The organism is Bradyrhizobium sp. JR3.5 (genome assembly GCF_054057015.1).
Map to the genome: position 1 here is coordinate 1,166,573 of NZ_JBSRYV010000001.1, position 18,810 is coordinate 1,185,382.

The 18,810-nt window shown below is 61.8% G+C and carries 12 protein-coding genes and 3 pseudogenes; 13 read left to right on the forward strand and 2 right to left on the reverse strand.

The genetic code is table 11. The features are described 5' to 3' along the window. The first annotated feature begins 48 nt into the window (after positions 1 to 48). From ACVWW1_RS05815 to ACVWW1_RS05865, 11 genes and pseudogenes are all read left to right on the forward strand, one after another. Entirely contained in the window at positions 49 to 1,917 is a 1,869-nt protein-coding gene (locus tag ACVWW1_RS05815; protein ID WP_456655157.1) for a type VI secretion system Vgr family protein, read from the forward strand. Between the two features lie 4 nt (positions 1,918 to 1,921). Next, positions 1,922 to 2,182: pseudogene (locus ACVWW1_RS05820) on the forward strand (DUF6931 family protein); the annotation flags it as partial. A gap of 58 nt (positions 2,183 to 2,240) precedes the next feature. Then, complete coding sequence (locus ACVWW1_RS05825; protein WP_456655158.1) at positions 2,241 to 2,486, forward strand: DUF6931 family protein; 246 nt, start codon at positions 2,241 to 2,243, stop codon at positions 2,484 to 2,486. A gap of 12 nt (positions 2,487 to 2,498) precedes the next feature. After that, a complete protein-coding gene (tagH, locus tag ACVWW1_RS05830; RefSeq protein WP_456655159.1) occupies positions 2,499 to 3,869 on the forward strand; it encodes a type VI secretion system-associated FHA domain protein TagH in 1,371 nt (456 codons plus the stop codon). Positions 3,870 to 3,917: 48 nt separating this feature from the next. Then, entirely contained in the window at positions 3,918 to 5,255 is a 1,338-nt protein-coding gene (gene tssK / locus ACVWW1_RS05835; protein WP_456655160.1) for a type VI secretion system baseplate subunit TssK, read from the forward strand. 305 nt (positions 5,256 to 5,560) lie between these two features. After that, entirely contained in the window at positions 5,561 to 6,775 is a 1,215-nt protein-coding gene (gene tssL / locus ACVWW1_RS05840) for a type VI secretion system protein TssL, long form (RefSeq protein WP_456655161.1), read from the forward strand. A 44-nt stretch (positions 6,776 to 6,819) separates the two neighbouring features. Beyond that, positions 6,820 to 10,372, forward strand: a pseudogene (gene tssM / locus ACVWW1_RS05845) (type VI secretion system membrane subunit TssM). Beyond that, positions 10,369 to 11,070 carry a type VI secretion system-associated protein TagF gene (tagF, locus tag ACVWW1_RS05850; protein WP_456655162.1) on the forward strand — a complete coding sequence of 234 codons (702 nt, stop codon included), beginning with the start codon at positions 10,369 to 10,371 and terminating at the stop codon, positions 11,068 to 11,070. Before tssM ends, tagF begins: the two are co-directional and overlap by 4 nt. Before the next feature lie 6 nt (positions 11,071 to 11,076). Next, positions 11,077 to 11,853 (forward strand): PP2C family protein-serine/threonine phosphatase, encoded by a 777-nt coding sequence (locus ACVWW1_RS05855; RefSeq protein ID WP_456655163.1) that lies wholly within the window; start codon positions 11,077 to 11,079, stop codon positions 11,851 to 11,853. A 98-nt stretch (positions 11,854 to 11,951) separates the two neighbouring features. Beyond that, positions 11,952 to 12,209: pseudogene (locus ACVWW1_RS05860) on the forward strand (protein kinase domain-containing protein); the annotation flags it as partial. Positions 12,210 to 12,316: 107 nt separating this feature from the next. Then, positions 12,317 to 13,660: a protein kinase domain-containing protein gene (locus tag ACVWW1_RS05865; RefSeq protein ID WP_456655164.1), complete on the forward strand. Its 1,344-nt coding sequence runs from the start codon at positions 12,317 to 12,319 to the stop codon at positions 13,658 to 13,660. Between the two features lie 8 nt (positions 13,661 to 13,668). Here the strand turns inward: ACVWW1_RS05865 and ACVWW1_RS05870 are convergent, their stop codons facing one another. Together ACVWW1_RS05870 and ACVWW1_RS05875 are read right to left on the reverse strand one after the other, a co-directional pair. Further along, a complete protein-coding gene (locus tag ACVWW1_RS05870; RefSeq protein ID WP_456655165.1) occupies positions 13,669 to 14,697 on the reverse strand; it encodes a DUF4424 domain-containing protein in 1,029 nt (342 codons plus the stop codon). A 31-nt stretch (positions 14,698 to 14,728) separates the two neighbouring features. Continuing rightward, the gene (locus ACVWW1_RS05875) at positions 14,729 to 14,884 is read right to left on the reverse strand and encodes a hypothetical protein (protein WP_456655166.1); all 156 of its coding nucleotides are present in this window, start codon (positions 14,882 to 14,884) and stop codon (positions 14,729 to 14,731) included. A gap of 282 nt (positions 14,885 to 15,166) precedes the next feature. Here ACVWW1_RS05875 and ACVWW1_RS05880 point away from each other — a divergent pair, with 282 nt between their 5' ends. Together ACVWW1_RS05880 and ACVWW1_RS05885 are read left to right on the forward strand one after the other, a co-directional pair. Further along, positions 15,167 to 16,891 (forward strand): hypothetical protein, encoded by a 1,725-nt coding sequence (locus tag ACVWW1_RS05880; RefSeq protein WP_456655167.1) that lies wholly within the window; start codon positions 15,167 to 15,169, stop codon positions 16,889 to 16,891. A 140-nt stretch (positions 16,892 to 17,031) separates the two neighbouring features. Then, the gene (locus tag ACVWW1_RS05885; protein WP_456655168.1) at positions 17,032 to 18,810 is read left to right on the forward strand and encodes a caspase family protein; all 1,779 of its coding nucleotides are present in this window, start codon (positions 17,032 to 17,034) and stop codon (positions 18,808 to 18,810) included.

An 18,810-nucleotide genomic window follows, 5' to 3' on the forward strand; every position in this document is an offset into this window, starting at 1 on the left:
GCGCCGGTTGCGCGAACCGTTCGGCCAGCGAAGGAGTTTAACGCCCACATGGGCCAGCTTACCCAGGATACCCGCCTTTGCGAGCTCAAGACCCCCCTTGGCAAGGACGTTCTGGTTTTTGTCAGGTTCGAGGCCTCTGAAGGTCTGAGTGAACTGTTCGAATATCGTATCGAGGGCCTCAGCGAGGACGCCGATCTCGACTTCGATCGCGCGATCGGCCAGCAGTGCACGCTCACCATCAAATTGCACGGGAAGGAGCGCGAGTTCAGCGGCATTCTCACGGAAGCGCAGTGGCTCGGGGTCAAGAACGACTATTTCAGCTACCGGATCGTGCTGAGACCCTGGTTATGGCTGCTGTCGCGCACCACCGATTGCAGGATTTTTCAGGACAAGAAGGCGCCCGACATCATCAAGGAGGTCTTCAACGAGCGCGGCTTCACGGATTATGAGTCCAAGCTTACCGAAGAGGGCTCCTGTCCAAAGCTCGAGTACTGCGTTCAGTATCGCGAGACCGATCTGGATTTCGTATGCCGGCTGATGGAGCAGCACGGCATCTACTACTTCTTCAAGCATGAGGGTGGCAAGCATACGCTGGTGCTGGCTGACTCCAAGTCCTCGCACAGCCCAATCAACGGTCTCGCAAAGATCCCCTATGTCCCGCTGACCGGATCCGACCGCCGCGAGGAGCAGCATATTTATGAATGGGTTTCCGAGCGTCGGTTTCGCACCGGCAAGTTCGAGCTCAACGACTACAACTACCAGAAACCCAACGCGCAGATGATCAGCGACGCCAAGGGCTCCGAGCACTACACGCGATCCGAGATGGAGTTCTACGACTATCCCGGCAAGTTCAAGGAGAAATCCGACGGCGAGCGATACGCCAAGATCCAGCTCCAGGCCGAGCAGGCGATGGATCGGCGCCGTCGCGGCAACGGCGACGCAGTCAACCTGTTCCCCGGCGGACTAACCAAGCTCGAGAAGCACTCGAAAGACTCGCAGAACGTTGAATATCTCGTCGTACGAGCAGCTCACTCGTTTTCCATCGAGTCCTACCGCACTGGGGGGCCCGGCGACGGCGGACAGCACGTCTACTTCGGCAGCTATGAATTTCTGCCAAGCGATCGGCCGTTTCGATCTCCCATGATGACGCCGAAGCCGAGGATCAATGGTATCCAGACGGCCAAGGTCGTCACCAAGGACGACAATTCGAGCGAGGAGATCGACGTCGAGTCGTTGGGCGAAATCTATGTTCGCTTCTTCTGGGATCGAAAGAAGAAGCGATCGTGCCGGTTGCGCGTGGCCCAAGTCTGGTCCGGCAAGCGCTGGGGCGGTCAGATCATCCCGCGCGTCGGGCAGGAAGTCGTCGTGGAATTCCTGGAAGGAGACCCCGACCGGCCCTTGGTGATCGGCACGGTGTATAACGATGAATACAAGCTGCCCTACGATTTGCCGTCCAAGAAGACGATCGCGGGATTGAAGTCCGACTCGACCAAGGGAGGGGGCGGTTACAACGAATGGAACTTTGAGGACAAGAAAGGGTCCGAGAAGATCACCCTGCACGCCGAAAAGGACTACGACGTGACGGTCCGCGACACCGAGACCAGGACCATCGGTGAAGCAGCGTTCGGCGGCGATACCCGCAAGACCACGCTCAAGAACGGCAATGACAAGCTTGATATCGAATTGGGCGGTCAGCACATCAAGCTGGCGATGGATCAGTCCGTCAATGCGGGGCTGAGCATCACCCTCACGGCCAATGTCAACATCACCCTCCAAGTTGGTCCCAGCCAGATCATCCTGTCCCCCGCCGGAATCGTCATCAACGCACCGACCATCACCATGACCGCGCAGGCCGCCATGGCGCTCGCGGCCGGCGGCCCATTGGTTGCCCACGGCACACCAACCATTGTCGGCTGACGCCATGGGTCAAGTTCGGTTCAGCACAGTCCGCGATCTGTTTGAAGCCTATCCGCTGGCGCGCTACGACGTCGGCAATGCCGCCCCGGACAAGTTGTCGTTGGATTTCCTGCAGGAGGCCGCTGATGCAGGCAACTGGCACCAGGCTGTATCCTTTTGCGCGTACCTGCTCCCTAGGCGCGTGGCCGTCGCCTGGGGATGTCGCTCGTTGCGGCAGATGTTCGATAATTTCGACGGCAACGAAGGCAGGTCACTCAACTTTGCCGAGACCTGGGTCCGGCAGCCAGACGAGCAATCGCGTAACAAGGCGTTGGCGGTCGGCAATGCCAACGATCCCGAGCAGCCGGCGGACTTGGCTGGCGCTGGCGGCGGGCTGGTCTGGCGGGAGCGTCGTCCCTGCGGAATTTGCCCCGGTCGAAGCCAAGCCAGATCAGACGGCGCGGGCGGTTCGCGCGGCTCTTTTGATCGGGCTTTGCCGGCTTACCCGTGAGTCCAGGGACCGGATAATGACGGCCTGCCTGGAGGATGGTATTCAATTGGCACGCGGCGAACCGCGCCCTCTGCGCTGACGAGACGATGTGATGGTGCTTCGCTTCAACATCGAGAACGAGCCCAACCTCCCCGATGGCGGACCTGTGTCATTTACGGTCACCGGCCGGCGCTCGGTCGACATAGGCCGCGATCGTCATCTCGATTGGACATTGCCCGATCCGTCTCGGATGATTTCGGGGAAGCATTGCGAGATCCATTATCGCGACGGTGGCTACTGGTTGCACGACGTCTCGACCAACGGCACCTTTCTCAACGGTGCCGACCAGCGCATGCGGGGAGCGCATCGGCTACGCAATGGCGATCGGCTCGTCATCGGCCATTATGTCATTGGCGTTTCGCTGGACCTGGACGAGCGTGCCGAGGGCACCCCGAGCCATGGCGCGCAGCAGCAAGCTCCTCCCGCGCAGCAGCACGCCGATTATCAGGAACTTTGGGTTCCCGATCGCGACGTGCCGCCGCCAATCGACCCCCAGCAGTTGAGAAGGCCGCGCGAAGCAGCGCGGCCCGTCAATGCGGAATTCCTTGATTGGGCGGCGAGCGTTCCGCCGGCGGGCGTCGACCCCGTCCGGCCGCAGATGCCTCAACGGGAGACGCCTCTGCACGACGACATGAGCTGGGCAGCCGGTCCAGTCGCCACGCCAAACCCGCCGGTCGACATGCTGCACGCGATGCCGACGCCGCGCCGACCATCGGTCTGGGCCGACGATGAAGCGGCTGTCCCGCCACCGCCGGCGCCGCCACCGGCAGGGCATGCGGAAGCGCCGCGGCCGCGGGTGGCCGAGCCGGCACCGGCTACGGCCGCGCCGATCGGCAATCCCGAATTTGCGCGCTTGGTGGCACGTGCTGCCGGACTGCCGGAGAATTTCTTCGCCGACAAGACCGAGGCCGAACTCGCGGAGCAGCTGGGCGTCATACTGCGCATGACCGTGGACAACTTAATGGCTCTGCTGCAGGCACGGACCCAGGCCAAGCAGCTGACGCGCAGCACCGGTCAAACCACCATCCAGGCCATCGAGAACAATCCGCTTAAATTCTCGCCGACCGCGGAAGACGCGATGCGTATCCTGTTCGGGCCGCCGACGCGCAGTTATCTCGATGCGCCGCATGCCTTGGCGCAGGGCTTCAAGGATCTCAAATCCCATCAATTGAAGACCTATGCGGCAATGCAGCATGCCGTCAGGGGGCTGATCGCCAGTATCGATCCGACGCTGATGGCGCGTGAGCTCGAGCTTCAGCGCGGCGCAAGATCCTTTTTCGGCTCGAATAAGAGTAAGTTGTGGGATGAATTCTTGACGCGCTGGAAGGCGCATCTCGGTCGCGACGAAAGCGCGCCGATCGATACCTTCATGCTGCATTTCTCTGAATATTACGACCGCGCAGACAAGTCGGGGTCAAAGTGAACTGTTGGTGACGATGCCGTCGCCGATCATTGCCAAGTGGATGCAGGAATGTCCTGGTACAGCAAAGTATTCTGGTCGGAAGGTCTGTTTCTGCGGCCGCATCATCTGCAGCAGAACGATCGCTATCTCGAGCATCTGCTGGAAAAGCGCGTTCGTTACACAACACCGTACCCATGGGGCTTTGCCCAGCTCGAGATCGATAACGATCTTACTCAACAGAGCAAATTCGCCGTGCGCAGAGCGACCGGTGTCATGCCCGATGGAACGCCGTTCGATATCCCTGCTGACAGTCCGATTCCGGAAGCCATCGAAGTGCCAGATTCGGCCGCAGGCCAGATCGTCTGGCTGATGATGCCGGTCGCTGCGCCCAATACGCGGGAGGTGGATGAGGATCGCACTGACAGCGCAAGTCGTTACGTTCGGACTTCCGAAACGTTTATCGATTCAACCTCGGCGCTGCGCATCGAGGAAGAGATCGATATCGTCTATCCGCGGCTGTCGTTCGAGCTACGCAAGACCAGCAAGCCGGGATACATGGGCCTCGGCATCGCCCGCATCCTCGAAGTACGCGACAAGAACATCCTGTTCGACGACAAGTTTGTGCCGCCGATGCTGGTTTGCGCCGCACATGCGGTCGTCGATGGTTGGCTCAATCGAATTATTGGCTGGGTTGAGACCAAACTCGATGAGCTTGCACGCTACGCGGTCGATCCATCGTCCGGCGGCGGCTTGCAGAGTGTCGACTACCTGGTGCTGCAGGTGCTGAACCGGACCATTCCCGTGCTGACTCATTTCAAGCGGTCCGGTAGCGTGCATCCCGAGCGGCTGTACGAAGAACTGCTGAGGTTTGCCGGTGAGCTTGCGACTTTCGCGACCACTGAACGACGCGCACGGGACTACCCGGCGTACGATCACGACAATCTCGAATACGTCTTCACGCCCCTGGTGCGCGACATCCAGGACTTCCTGAGCGCCCGGCTGGGCAGGCGGGCGATCCGTCTGGAGATCATCGAACGAGCCCAGAACGCATTTGTATCGCCGATTCGCGATCGCGCGTTGTTCCGAAATGCTACCTTGGTGCTGGAGGTTGCCGCGCGGCGGCCTCTCGTCGAGATCCAGAATGAATTCCCGCACCTGTTCAAGGTCGGACCCAACACGAAGATGACTGAGATCGTGCACGCAAACCTGCCGGGTTTGACCTTGGTGCATTTGCCGACGCCGCCACCGCACATCCGGGCCATTACAGACCACGTTTATTTCTACCTCGATCGCAAGTCGCCGCTGTGGCCCGAGTTCAGTACTGCGGCCTCGATCGGGATGCACTTCTCCGGCGACTGGCCGGAGCTTGAGTTGTACCTTTGGGCCATCCTGGAAGAGCGGCCATGACCGACAGGGACAAGCCGGTTAATCCTTTCGGTCGGGGTGAGCGGACCATCATCCGTCCGAACCCCGGCGGGAAGATGCCGCCGGCTCCGGTTCCTCAATCTCCAGCGGGCGAGGGACCTGCAAGCCGTCCAGCGTACTCGCCATCGCCCGTGGCTGGGCCTGGTGCTCCTTCGTCGCCGTCATTTTCTCCCGTACCGCAGGGCGCAAGCTACGCCGCCCCGCCGACCAGCCAGCCGTCGGAGGAGTGGATTTCGACACCGCCGCAGGCTCCGGCGCAGCAACCGATCTTGCCGCCGGGAGCGCCATTGCGCGTCGACGATCTGGTCGCGCCAAACGCCAATCCGGTGATGCGCGCCGGAGGCCCCTTACTGCAGTTGCTTGGCCGGCTGCGAGTAGCGCTGATGAGGGCGTCATTCGCGAGCCTGATGGAGCAGGTCGCCGACGCCATCAAATTCTTCGAGAAGGATATCCGCTCGGCCGGCATTTCCGAGCACCAGGCCAATACCGCGAAGTACATCCTGTGCGCTACCGCCGATGATATTGTGCAGCACATTCCGACCGACGATCGACACGTCTGGGCGCAGTACTCGATGCTCAGCCGGTTCTTCGGCGAACGTGTGGGCGGCGTACGCTTTTTCGAGATTCTCGACCATTTGAAGACTGATCCGCTGGTCAACTATCCAGTGCTCGAACTGCAGCACGCCTGTCTTGCGCTCGGGTTCCAGGGCATTCACCGGACGTCGCCGGGCGGGCTTTTGAACCTCCAGGAGATCCAGCGTAACCTCTATGAAACGCTGCGCCGGGTTCGGCCCAAGCCGACCAACGATTTGTCGCCGCACTGGCGCGGACAGGCCTTGGCCGGTCGGCGGAAGCACTTGCATATGCCCGTTTGGCTGGTGGCGGCCGTGGTCGCCGCGCTGCTGACGGGATCCTATTTTGTGCTGCGGACATTGCTGGCTGGCCGCGCAGAGAATGCCGCGGAAGCAGCGCTGGCATTGCATCCCGGAGATCCAATCGAGCTCAAGCGCCGCGTCGTTGCGCCGCCGCCACCTCCACCTCCGCCGCCACCCCCAGATCGTATTACCCAGCTGCAGCGCATTCGCAACGCGCTTGCGCAGGAGAAGACGGCCTGCGCCATGACGGCGGATCAGACGGCGAGCTTCATCGTGATCAGGGTCTGCGATCTCGCATTGTTTGCCTCGGGCCAGGCAACCATCCTGGATGGCTTCAAGCCGATCGCCGCCCGCGTTGCGGCGACGCTCGACAAGGAGCCCGGCCGCATCCGAGTGGTTGGCCACACCGACAGCTCGCCGATCCGCACCGTGCGTTTTCCCTCGAATTTCGAATTGTCGGTCGAGCGCGCCAAGGCGGTTGCCGCCGCGCTGAAACCCGGCCTCGCGGATGGTTCGCGCATCGACGTCGACGGCAAGGGATCGGATTCACCGATTGCCAGCAATTCGACACCCGAGGGGCGCGCCAAGAACCGTCGGGTCGAAATCTTTATCGAACGTAGCGAATAGGCGGACGCCACAAGTTCACGCGTAAGCGACAGGTACCGGTAAATATGCTTGCCAAGGACATTCTACGCATCGTTCTCTATGGAGTCGGGCTCAGCTCGCTTGGGGCGGTGATCTACCTTGCCGGTCCCTTCATTGCTTTCGGCGACTGGCATCCATTGGAAAATCACATCATTCGCCAGATCGCGATCCTGCTGCTCGGCGCCGCAGCGGCAGGTGTCACCGGTCTTCATTTCTTCAGGAGACGCAAGAACGCGAAGGAAATAGCTGACGGCGTCAGCGGTGCGGATCAGGCCGTCAGCGACGAGCCGGTGCTCAAGGAGCGCATGAAGGACGCGCTCGCAACGCTCAAGACCGCGAGCGGCAACAAGTCCGGTTATCTCTACGATCTGCCCTGGTACGTCATCATCGGTCCGCCCGGTGCAGGAAAAACCACGGCGTTGGTGAATTCGGGGCTTAAGTTTCCGCTCGCGCGAGGGGCAACGCCGGCGGCGATCGCCGGGGTCGGCGGCACTCGCTACTGTGACTGGTGGTTCACCGAGGAAGCGGTGCTGATCGATACTGCCGGTCGCTACACGACCCAGGATTCAAACAGCAAGGCCGACAAGGAAAGCTGGCTGTCTTTTCTGGACATCCTGAAAAAGAATCGGTCGCGCCAGCCGATCAACGGTGTTCTCGTCGCAATCAGTCTGGAAGACGTTCTGACGCTGCCGAAGCAGGAACTCGCGCTTCATGCAGATGCCATCAGGATGCGTCTGCTTGAACTGCATCAACGGCTGAAGGTGAGCTTCCCGGTCTACGCTCTGTTCACCAAGGCCGATCTCGTTGCCGGTTTCACCGAATATTTCGCCTATCTCGGCGAGGCCGGCCGGCGCCAGGTCTGGGGCGCCACCTTCCAGACCGCCGACAAGACCCAGAATCTGGTGGGGCAGGTCCCGGGCGAATTCGATCGCCTCCTGGAGCGCCTGAGCGAGGAAACGCTCGACCGTCTCCAGGACGAGCCGACGCCGCAGCACCGGGTGCAGTTGTTCGGCTTCCCGGCACAGATGGCGCGGCTCAAGCCGCAAATCCACGATTTCCTCAATCAGATTTTTGAGCCGACGCGGTATCACGTGAACGCCAGCCTGCGTGGGTTCTATTTCACCTCCGGCACTCAGCAGGGTACGCCGATCGATCAATTGATCGGATCGCTGGCGCGTACGTTCGGCGCGGAGGAAGTCGGTGCCGGATCATACTCCGGAACCGGCAAGAGCTATTTCCTTGCCGATTTGATTTCGAAGGTCATCATCGGCGAGGCCGACTGGGTTTCGACCGACCAAGCTGCGGTGCGCCGTGCCCTGATCCTCAAGACCGCGGCGCTGTCGGTGATAGGTTTGGTGGCGATCGGATTGATCGGTGCTTGGCTGACAAGCTACAAGCGCAACTCCGACCTCATCGAGCAGAGCTTGCAGGCGGACAGGGAGTATGCGGCCGCCGGGGCGCCGCTCATCAAGCAAACGCTGATCACCGATCACGATCTCGACAAGGTGCTGCCGCTGCTCTATCGACTGCGGAACGCGCCCGTCGGCTACGCATCACGGAATGAGGCGGTTGCGCTCTCGGCGCGCTACGGGCTCAGTCAGCACGCGCGCCTGCTGTCGCCCGCGAAGGCAGCCTATCACACTGCGCTCGAGCGCATGTTCAGGCCTCGCTTGCTGTACCGTTTGGAAGAGCAGCTTAATGCGCGTATCAATGAGCCTGCCTTCGTCTATGAGGCGCTGAAGGTCTACTTGATGCTTGGCGGCCTGCAATCCCCGGACCGGGAGTTGATCCGCTCGTGGATGCAGCGCGACTGGGCGGACAACCTTTATCCCGGCGCGACCAATGCGGAAGGACGGCGTCTGCTCGATGAAAATCTTGTTGCAATGTTCGACCTCGAAACCGAGCAGCCGCCGCTGGTTGGGCTTGACGGCCGGCTGATCAAACAGGCCCAGAATTCGCTGGCGCGCCTCAGCGTGTCGCAACGTGCCTACGAGTTCTTGAAGTCGGAGGCTCGCGGATCGACCGCGGGCGACTGGGTCGTCGGCCGCCGAGGCGGTCCGGACGTAGCAGTTGTGTTCGAAACCACGACCGGGCAGCCCTTGGACAACGTGCGGGTGCCCGAGTTCTTCACTTACAACGGGTTCCAGGAGAGGTTCATCGCTCGACTGCCCGGCTTGTCGGAGCGCATGAAGCGGGAGCGATGGGTGTTGGGTGACGCTGGCCAGCAGTCGGCCATTGACCAGCAGTATGACAACCTGGCTGGCGATCTGCTCAGCATCTACTCCAATGATTTTGTAACGGCGTGGCGTGCTGCGCTTGGCAGTCTGCGTCTGAAGAAATTGCTCGCGGACAAGCCGAAATACGAGGTGCTGAGGGCGCTTTCGGCGCCGACCTCGCCGATGCGGCAAATCCTGGAATCGGTGCGTGATGAGACGATGCTGACCAAGGAACGCCGGAAGCCGGCAAGTGCCGGTACGCCGGCGGTGCCGCCTGCGGTGACCACGCCTGCGCTGTTCAACAATGCCCAGGATGGCACGCCGGGTGCGGCGATCGAGTCGCAGTTCAAGCCCTACCATGCGGTGCTCGAAGGGGAGAGCACCCGCCGGCCAATCGACTCGACGATCGCAAATCTCAACGACATCGCGCAGACTCTGACGTTGATGGTCGAGAATCCGCAACTGACGGCGCAGGCAACTGCGGGGCTTCAGACCCAGGTTGCAGCGCTGCGCAACAACGCCTCGCGCATGCCGCCACCATTTTCCGATATGCTGCGGGCAGCGGCCGCGGAGTTCGAAGGCAGTATCGCCGCCTCCACGGCCGGTCAGATCCTGCAGTCGTTGCGCGATCAAGTCACGCCGGTCTGCCAGCAGACGGTGACCAACCGCTATCCGTTTGTACGGAGCAGCGGTCAGGAAGTGCCGCTCGCGGATTTCGCCAAGCTGTTCAGCCCGAACGGCATCATGGACAAGTTCTTTCACTCAATTTCTGGCGCCCTATGCAGATACGTCGCGTTCGGACTGGGTTTGGCGAAAGGAGAGTCCTGTCGGTCGATCGTTCTCGCCCGACACATTGAAGCAGTTTCAGAATGCCGCCTATATCCGCGATGCCTTTTTCCAGACTGGCGGCGGTGTGCCGGCGGTGTCCTTTGCGATCCGGCCGCCGCCCGCGGCCGGACCGGGCATCACGGTCAAGACTGAGATCGGCGGCACGACGATCACCAGCCCCATTACGCCAGGACCAGCCGCAACTCCCTCTATGTTTGGCGCGCCGCAACCCGCTGCGCCGTCGCCGCCGCAGAGCAATTCACCGACGACCGTGCTCTGGCCGGGCCCATCGCCGCGGACGGCAATCTCGGTCAGCAACGAGACCGGCTCGCCATCGGTGCTTGAGCGCATCGGCCCCTGGTCATTGTTCCGCATGCTGGAGGCTGGCTCGCTGGTCGCCAAGGCGGAAACCGCCAGCGCCACGTTCATTGTTGTTGCCGGACGTGAGCTCAACTATCAGATTTCGACCGGATCGTTGCGCAATCCGCTAAACCTGTCAGTGCTCCGCGAGTTTCGTTGCCCGACCGGAATATGACCATGCGATGCGGCTTATTCGGCAAGATCGGCGCCAAGCGCGATTTCATCGCGATCGCGACGCCGCGCAGCTTCCTGGAGGTCTGGGAGCCGTGGGTGCAGGCTGCTATTTCCGCGAGCCGCCATCAGCTCGGTGCCGCCTGGCAGGGAGCATTCCTGACGGCGCCAGTTTGGCGCTTCTGGCTTGGCGCCGCAATCTGCGGGACCACCGTCGCGGGAGCGATCATGCCGTCGCTTGACGGGGTGGGGCGATACTACCCGTTGACGCTGCATGCGGTATCGGACGGCGCCGACGCACTGCAGCCGCCGCACATCGATCCGCAGGACGAGTGGTTCGGGCAGGTGGAGACGTTCCTGCTATCGACCCTGGACCGGGCCGCAACGTTTGAGCAGATCTCAGATGCGCTGGATCGTCTCGCGTTCCCACGTCTGCGGACGCTGGGGACCGATGGATCGCCAATCGTGACGATGAATGACGCGATGCTGGGAATGGTTTCGACGGTCGATGGGTTTGGCGAGTCATTCGGCACGCTCTGCGGCGCCAACCCGCAAGTCTATGCCGCGGCCAGTTTTTGGTGGACCGCCGGCGGCGAAGGGTTCTCGCCGATCGCACTGTGCTGCCGCGGATTGCCGGATCCGTTTCACTATTCCACGCTGCTGACCGGCAACGTTGGCCGCCCGGTATCCGGGACGGGATGACGAGCGATGGTACACGTCCCATCCCTGTTCGATGTCGGTAGCGTCACTCATGCCGGACGGGTGCGGGCGCGGAACGAGGATTCTTGCCTGGTAAGAACCGACATCGGCCTATGGGCCGTCGCTGACGGCATGGGCGGTCATGAGGCGGGCGATCTTGCCAGCCTCATCGTGGTACAGTCGCTTGATGCGATCGCCGCGCCTGCCTCCGCGGCGGACCTGTTGGCGCAGTGCGAGGCGCGTCTGTTTAGCGCCAACCAGCAGATTTTGGCACTCAGCCAGGCAAGGCAGGGTGCCACTGTCGGGACCACAACGGCGGTCTTGCTGGTACGCGACGGCCATTACGCCTGCATTTGGGCGGGAGACAGCCGGGTGTACCTGATCAACCATCGCGGCATTACACAGGTGTCGCATGATCATAGCGAGTTGGAGGAACTGATCGCTGGCGGTGCTCTATCGCGCGAAGAGGTCCAGGATTGGCCGAACAATGCCATCACCCGGGCTGTCGGCGTTGTCGCCGACCCTGAGTTCGAGGTGGTGACCGGTCCGGCCGAACCGGAAGACGTCTTCGTGATTTGCAGCGACGGCTTGACCCGACACGTGCAGGATGACGAGATTCAGCAGCACGCGGCCACTCGCCTCGCGCAGACAGCCTGCGACGACATGCTTGCGCTTGCGCTCGATCGCGGCGGGCTCGACAACGTGACGATCGTGATCGTGCGGCTGCTCGCGCCACGACCCTCAGAGCCCACGAGGACGCCGTTCGATCGGGAGCCGCGATCATGACCGCGAACGATCCGTTTCGATCGTCCTACCGCGGTGTGCCGGCCGGCACCCGGCTCAACGGCATTTACGAGATCGAAGCGATTATCGGGGCAGGCGGCATGGGGGAAGTCTACCGATGCCGCGAGATCCAGACCGGATCGCCAGTTGCCGTCAAGATGTTGTTGCCCGACATGGTCGACAACGAGGCGGCACTTGCGCTGTTCCGCCGGGAGGCGGCCGCACTTCACAACCTTCCGCATGAAGCGATCGTTCGCTACTTCCTGTTCACGGTCGAACCCGTGCTGCAGCGCCCGTATCTCGCGATGGAATTCGTGAATGGGCGGTCGCTGTCGAACATGCTCGACGATGGGCCGCTGACCTTCGAAGCGCTGATCAAGTTGATGCAGCGTGTCGCATCGGGCCTGCAGGCCGCTCACGAGAACACGGCATTGTCCATCGCGACGTCTCACCCGACAATATCATCGTGCCGCTCGACGATGTCAGGCGAGCGAAGATCATTGACTTTGGTATCGCTCGGTCCACCCAGATGGGTGACAAGACCATTATTGGCTCCGGCTTCGCCGGCAAGGATAATTACGCTTCGCCGGAACAGGTCGGCTTGTACGGCAATGATGTCACCGCGAAGTCCGATGTCTACAGCTTTGGTCTCGTGCTGTTCCATGCCTTGACCGGACAGAAGCTCGATATGGGTGGAAGCCAGTTTCAACTGGTCGAGAAACGTCGGCGTGCGCCCGATCTCGGCGCAGTGGATTTGCGTATCAGGCCCCTGCTCGAGAGGATGCTGCAGCCAGACCCGGCCTTGCGCCCTACCATGGCGGAGGTCGCCAACTGGGCGCCGGCGGGTTCGGTTCAGCCGTCCGCCGCGCCACTCTACGGCTTCGATCCATTGGGGAAGCCGGAAGCCGGGACGTCTCCGCAGCAGGAGCGGGCGCCATCGACCCCGCGGAACTCTCGCGGCGTCTGGCTCGGCGCCAGCGTCGCGGCGCTGCTGCTTCTGCTGGGGGGCGGTGGGTACAGCTTCTATAAATTTGTCTGGTCGACATCGGGCGTAGCGGCCTTGCCGCCACCTCCCAAACTCGCCGCGACGCCCGCGCCGCCGAGGATTGAACCTGCTCTGCCACAGCCAGCACGTCAGGGGCCGGTGAAGCTGCCGTCTCAGCCGACGGTGACGCCGTCTTCGTCGCCCGATGGGCCGGGTCGAGCCGAGCGCATCCGCAAATATGTCGCCCAGTATGTCGGCGGCGACTGCTTCTTCATCCTGCCTGTTGCCGTGAGTTCTAGCGCAGCCGTCATCGAAGGCTTCGGCGCTTCGACCGCGCCGTTCGATACCTTCGACAAGGCGTTTCGAAAGGAACAGGGATTTGAGGCCTCGGTCGGCGTCAGGCAGGTGAATCAGGCCCAATGTCCGGCCGTCAAATTCCTGAGCCAGGTCGGAAGCGACCAAGCGCGTGCCCCGCGCATCAGCCTGTCCGCGACGGAGCTGAAGGCCGGCGAGACCCTCAATGGGACTGTGGAGAATTTTGCCAACCGGGTGGTGGAACTGCTCATGGTCTCGGATCGCGGCGAGGTGCGGAGCCTGTCCTATCTCCTGAAGCCGGGCATCGACTCGCTTTCCTTTGCCCTGCCGATGGAGCGGACGACCGGCCCGCAACTGCTGCTGGTCGTCGCGGCCCCGCGGGTTCTGGATTCGTTGCGCCAGCCGCGACCGATGGCTGCCGACACATTCTTCCTGCAGGCGACGAGCGAAGCTCAGCGTGGCAACGTGACCATCACTGCGGCCGCGCGCTATGTAATGCTCACGGATTAAGCTGCTCTTCAGAACTTGCCGATCATCAAGATCTTCAGGTCGCCATTCGGCGTGAAGTTGCTTGCCGTGAATTGATGCGAGTTATTGGCGGCAGACGGCTTGAGACGGCCGAGACAAAAACTGACCAAATGGTCGTCGCTTCCGGGATCGATCGTCAACCTGAAGGACCGGATTGGACCCGCCCAGTTCGCACCCGTCTTGAGCACGTAGGAAATACGCCGCTCCTGCAGCATTGCGGTGTTCGCCTGGCCGCTACCTGTGCGCTTGTCCAATTCGGCAAGGAACGCATCCGTAATGCAATAGTCTCGCTTGTATCGCTCGACCTCGGGACCCAGCGCTGCGCTGCGACGCAGACCCGAGCGCAAGACCGTGTCAGGGCTGGAGCCGACGCTCGGGCGGTATTGATGTTCGACGATGACGGTACGCGCCGCAGGAAACACTTGCTCGCGAACGGCCGAAGTCTTGGTTATCCAGCCAGGCATGTATTGCTGGCGACCGTTGTCGTTCATGCCGGCAGGCATAAGAAGGCCGCCATCGATCAGCTTGGTTCGGGTTGCCACGGGCAGGTCGGCGATCCGGATATCCCGATCGCCGAGCGGCAGCAAAGGCAGCTTAAATTGACGGAGGAGGGCGGTCACATCCTTGCTGCCGACCATGGCGCGCTGGTCGATGGTCAGCGGCACCGCGTTGCCGTCGATCTTGGTCTCGAACTCGACGAAGTTGACCGGATTGCTCGATGGAAAAGCGATGTTCTCGGCTTCGGACAAATCGATGTCGGGCAGCGGAAAGGCGACAGTGAGTGCAACCGGCTTGCTCGTCTGGTTGACGAATTGGTAGCGAACGCTGACCCTGTCCAACCCGATACGAAGCTCCTCGCTCGCCATGGCCACATCCTTCGTGCGAACGAATTGCAGCCCGCCGATGGACAATTCCGCCGCGGAGTCGTTCGCCTGCGCGGGCCAACCGGTTGCGGCCAACAGGGCGATCATCAGGGCTTGCGATCTCAATGACGGCCCGCTTAACGCTCCATTTGCCATGCCGGCCTCCATGTGGCGCCGCAGCGTGGGATCAATCGATCGCCTGGTAAAGATCTCCCCATTCCGGCTTCCAGACGCCATCCGGGTCGCAAACCACGATCGCGAGCTTCATGTCATTGGCGAGACGGATCGCGCCGCGAAAGGCATCCTGGGCAGGTAGTTGGGAGCTGACCTGGTCGCCGCTCAAGCGTCCCCCGCTTGCGGCGGCTGGCAATACAATTGACCCGGAGGCGCCCCCGTCGTCGCGCCTCAAGACTAGAGTGATCGCGTCGGGCTGGATTTCGCTGACTTGCTCAAATCTATTTCTGGCCATGATTTTGCACTGCAAGCTGAAGGAATTAGAACTATCACCGTCCAGTGAGAGAGTTGAACGGGATTGGGGTTGCTCGTCACTAATTGATGCTGCACTCGCATAGTCTTGGATTAGTCGGACTGACGCTGCATTCGGTTCGGTTACATTGAGGCGGATATGCTTCGTCGATCTAGCAGGATCTGGCTCTCTATCGTCGGCGCGATCATCGTTACCAGCGGGGCAAGGGCCGACGATGCCGTCGTGCGAAGCTTTGCCAGCGGTTCGGCTGCATCCATGGTCGGGATCGTCCCGGCCGGCCAGGACGTCGAACTCGCAGGCCCGCAAGCGCTCACCGCGGACGGACAGGGAAACCTGTTCGTGCTTGATCAGATCAACGGCCGCATTCTGCAGTTCGACCCTAAACAGCCAAACGCGGCTCCTGACATCCTGAAGATGCCAAGCGATGTCCAGCCTACCGACCTCGTCGTTCGTAATGACGACATCATGGTTTGGGACGGAGGCGTGAGGATGCTGAAGGCAGCACCAGGACAGTCTACCCGCGGGCTCGGCGGAGACGTGATTCAGCTGGAGGAAGTCTCATCCCGCGGAACGGACGACCAGGTCGCCATTTCGGCCTTCGCACAGATGGGCTCGCAGGCGTTGAGCAGCCCGACCGACTTGCTCGATCAGAATACGCGTGCGGCTATCGTGAGGACGACGCGGCAGCCCGACCGGCAGTATATCGCCTCGCGCAGCAAGGGATCGGTGATCGCCGATATCATTAGTCCCGACAAAGGGAATAACAGCGTTCGGGTGGAAATCCAGACCATGGTCTCCAACGAGACCATAGGTCAGCTTGGCCTGCGCGTCCGCAACCAGCTCGGCACCGTGGAGTTTCTTGAGATCGACAACAGTGACCGCTTCTATGTGCTGGCCGAGGACATTCCTCCATCGGGCAAGAATGCCACCACATTCGTGGCACGCTATGCCGCGAACGGACGCCTTGAGGGTATCTACGAGTTACCGCTGGAGAACACGCCGTTGACCCGCCGGTTCGTCACCATCTCGGGCGACGGCGATGTCTATTTTCTGCGCACCAAGTCGGAAGGTGTTGAGGTGGTTGGTGTCGGCTTCCGGCCACTGGGGAAAATGTCCATCATTGACGTCAGGCCGTCGCGCACGGCGGGCGCGCCGGCGGCGCAGCCGGATTTCAAGTTCAACGCGACCGCCGCCGTACGGCCGTCCAATCGCCAGCAGGCGATCGAGACGGCCTTCGCCTTTGAGGGCATTCAGTGGAAGCTGACACCGGCGAACTACGGCAGCGATCCCGACAGCCAATGCTCCGGTTTCAGCCGGATTCGCCGGCCGTGGTATCTGCAGGGCAAGGTAAACCAGGAAGTGCGGGGCGTGCCCTATTGCTGGGGTTGCCATGGTTCGCTCGCGAATTTCCGGCAGCGAATCGAAAGCGGGACGCTTGCGGGCAATGTCTGCACCCGCAACGAGCCGCGGCCGGACGTGGCCGGCGTCGACTGCTCAGCGTTCGTCAGCGCCACATGGGGACTTTCCGTCCACTATACGACCGCCGCCATCCCCGCGATCGCCGCACCCGTGACCAACCCCTGGGACCTCAAGCCCGGTGACGCCCTGAACAAGCCGGGTTCCCACGTGATGTTGTTCCTGCGGTTCACGCCGGATCGCAAGGCGGAGGTCATGGAATCCTCGACGGGCGGCTGCAACGGCAGGGTCTGCCGCAACGTCTATCCGCTCGCAAGCCTGCTCGCACGCGGTTACGTTCCGGTCCGCTTTCGCGCGTTCGCAGATGATCAGACCACTGTTTCCGCGAACGCCTATCAGGAGACCGAGGCGCCGACGGGCCGCAAGGCGGCGAACAAGCGGCGCTGAACCTGTGGTCTCCCTGAGGCTACAGATGAACATGGAGTCACCGCCTGTGCGCTGGTTTTAGAAATCAGGACGGCATCCTGACGCTCTACCATGCCGGTGCAGTTCCAGGGCGGACCTGCTTGATATCGAGGTGGATCACAATGCGAAGGCTCAAGGGCTTTGATCAAAGGGCCGGTTGGCTCTGTGCAGCCATCCTGCTTGCTGCGTTGATCGGCCTGCCACCCCAGCGCGCGCATGCGGCGGGTGAACTGTCGATAAGCAATCCCGACGGCGCGGCTCTCCGGGCGCTCGTCATCGGCATCGACGACTACCAGCATGTCCGCAAATTGAAGGGCGCGGTCGCAGATGCCAATGACATCGTGTCCAGCTTGCGGACTATGGGCGTCAGCGATGTGGTCGAGCTGACCAATGCGCAGGCTGATAGGGCAAGCGTGCTGCGTGAGATCAGCTCACTGGTGGAGCGGACAAGGAACAACGATCTCATCTTCCTCTCGATCGCAGGTCACGGCACGCAGGAGCCGGAGCGCGTCAAGGGCTCCGAACCGGACGGAATGGAGAACGTGTTCCTGCTGCCCGATTTTGCTACCACGCCGGCCGGATCGGCCGAGCGGATTCTAGGAAGCGAATTCAACCACTTCATCCGGCAATTCGAATTGCGCGGCGCAAAGGTGATCTTCGTTGCGGATACCTGCCACGGCGGCGGAATGGTGCGCGATATCGATCCGCGTGCGGCGGAGATGAGCTTTCGACAGGTGCCGCGCTACACACTGCTGGTCGATGAATTGAAGCCAGTGTCGAGCAGCGACGACCCGAAGTCCGAACTCGATCTCGACCACACTGCGTTCATCGCCGCGGTCGATCGTTACACTAAGGCGCCGGAAGTGCGGATTCCCGGGATCGATGGCTTGCGCGGCGCTTTGAGTTATGCCGTTGCGCGAGCCGTGGAGGGCAACGCGGACATCAATCATGATGGAAAAGTGACGCTGAAAGAGCTTTTCAGCAATGTTCGGCAGGTGGTCTATCAGTTGTCCGACCAACGTCAGAACATCGTGACGGTATCGTCGCCGGCGCAGATGCCGGAGACCGAGGTCGCTTTCGAATTGACGCGCGGCGTAGTGCTGATCCAAGGGGCGGCCGCGAGAACTGCTCCCGGTCAGGTTCCTGCCGTCCCGCCTGTCGAGAAACAAACCCCAGCGCCGCCAGCCGTTGCGGCCGCTTCGCAAACCGCTGCGGCCGGCGTCGCCGCGACCGGCTCGGCCGCGCCCGGTGCCGCGCTGCCGCCCTTCCGTCTCGTATCACCGATCCGTTTGGCGGCGCTTGACGGCAAGATCAGCTATTTCACGAACGTCAAACCGCAGGACGCCAGTGTGCAGGCCGTTCAACCAACTGATAATCCCGACCTGATCTGGGACCCCGTGTCGCATGACGTAATCGCGTGGGGCGATGTCGTCGCTTATGGTGTTGACGTTGACGGCTTGACGACGGTGGTCAACAGAACTGCGGCAATTCGGGAGCTCAAGCGCATGGCGACGCAGTCGCCGCAGGCGATGCGTATTTGGCCGGATGATCGACAGCAGCGCAGCGGCCAGACCGTCGAGGTCGAATTGTCCGACGTCGGTTCGCGGGCGGTGCTGCTGTTCAACGTGTCCGGAGATGGAACTATCCAAATGCTGTATCCGGTGGGTTCCGATGCCGCGCTTGCTCGATCAGCAAATCTGCGGCTGCCTCTTCGGGTGGGCGAGCCGTTCGGTGCCGAGCAGATCGTTGCGGTGACTTCGCAACAGCGGATGGTTGATCTGGAGAGGGTCTTGATGCAGCTCAACCGGCGCCGCGCTTCGGGGCAGATGATCAAGAGTCTGGAGCGCTATCTGCCGGCGGACGCGCGGATCGCGTCTATCGGCTTGTTCAGCGTTCCCTGA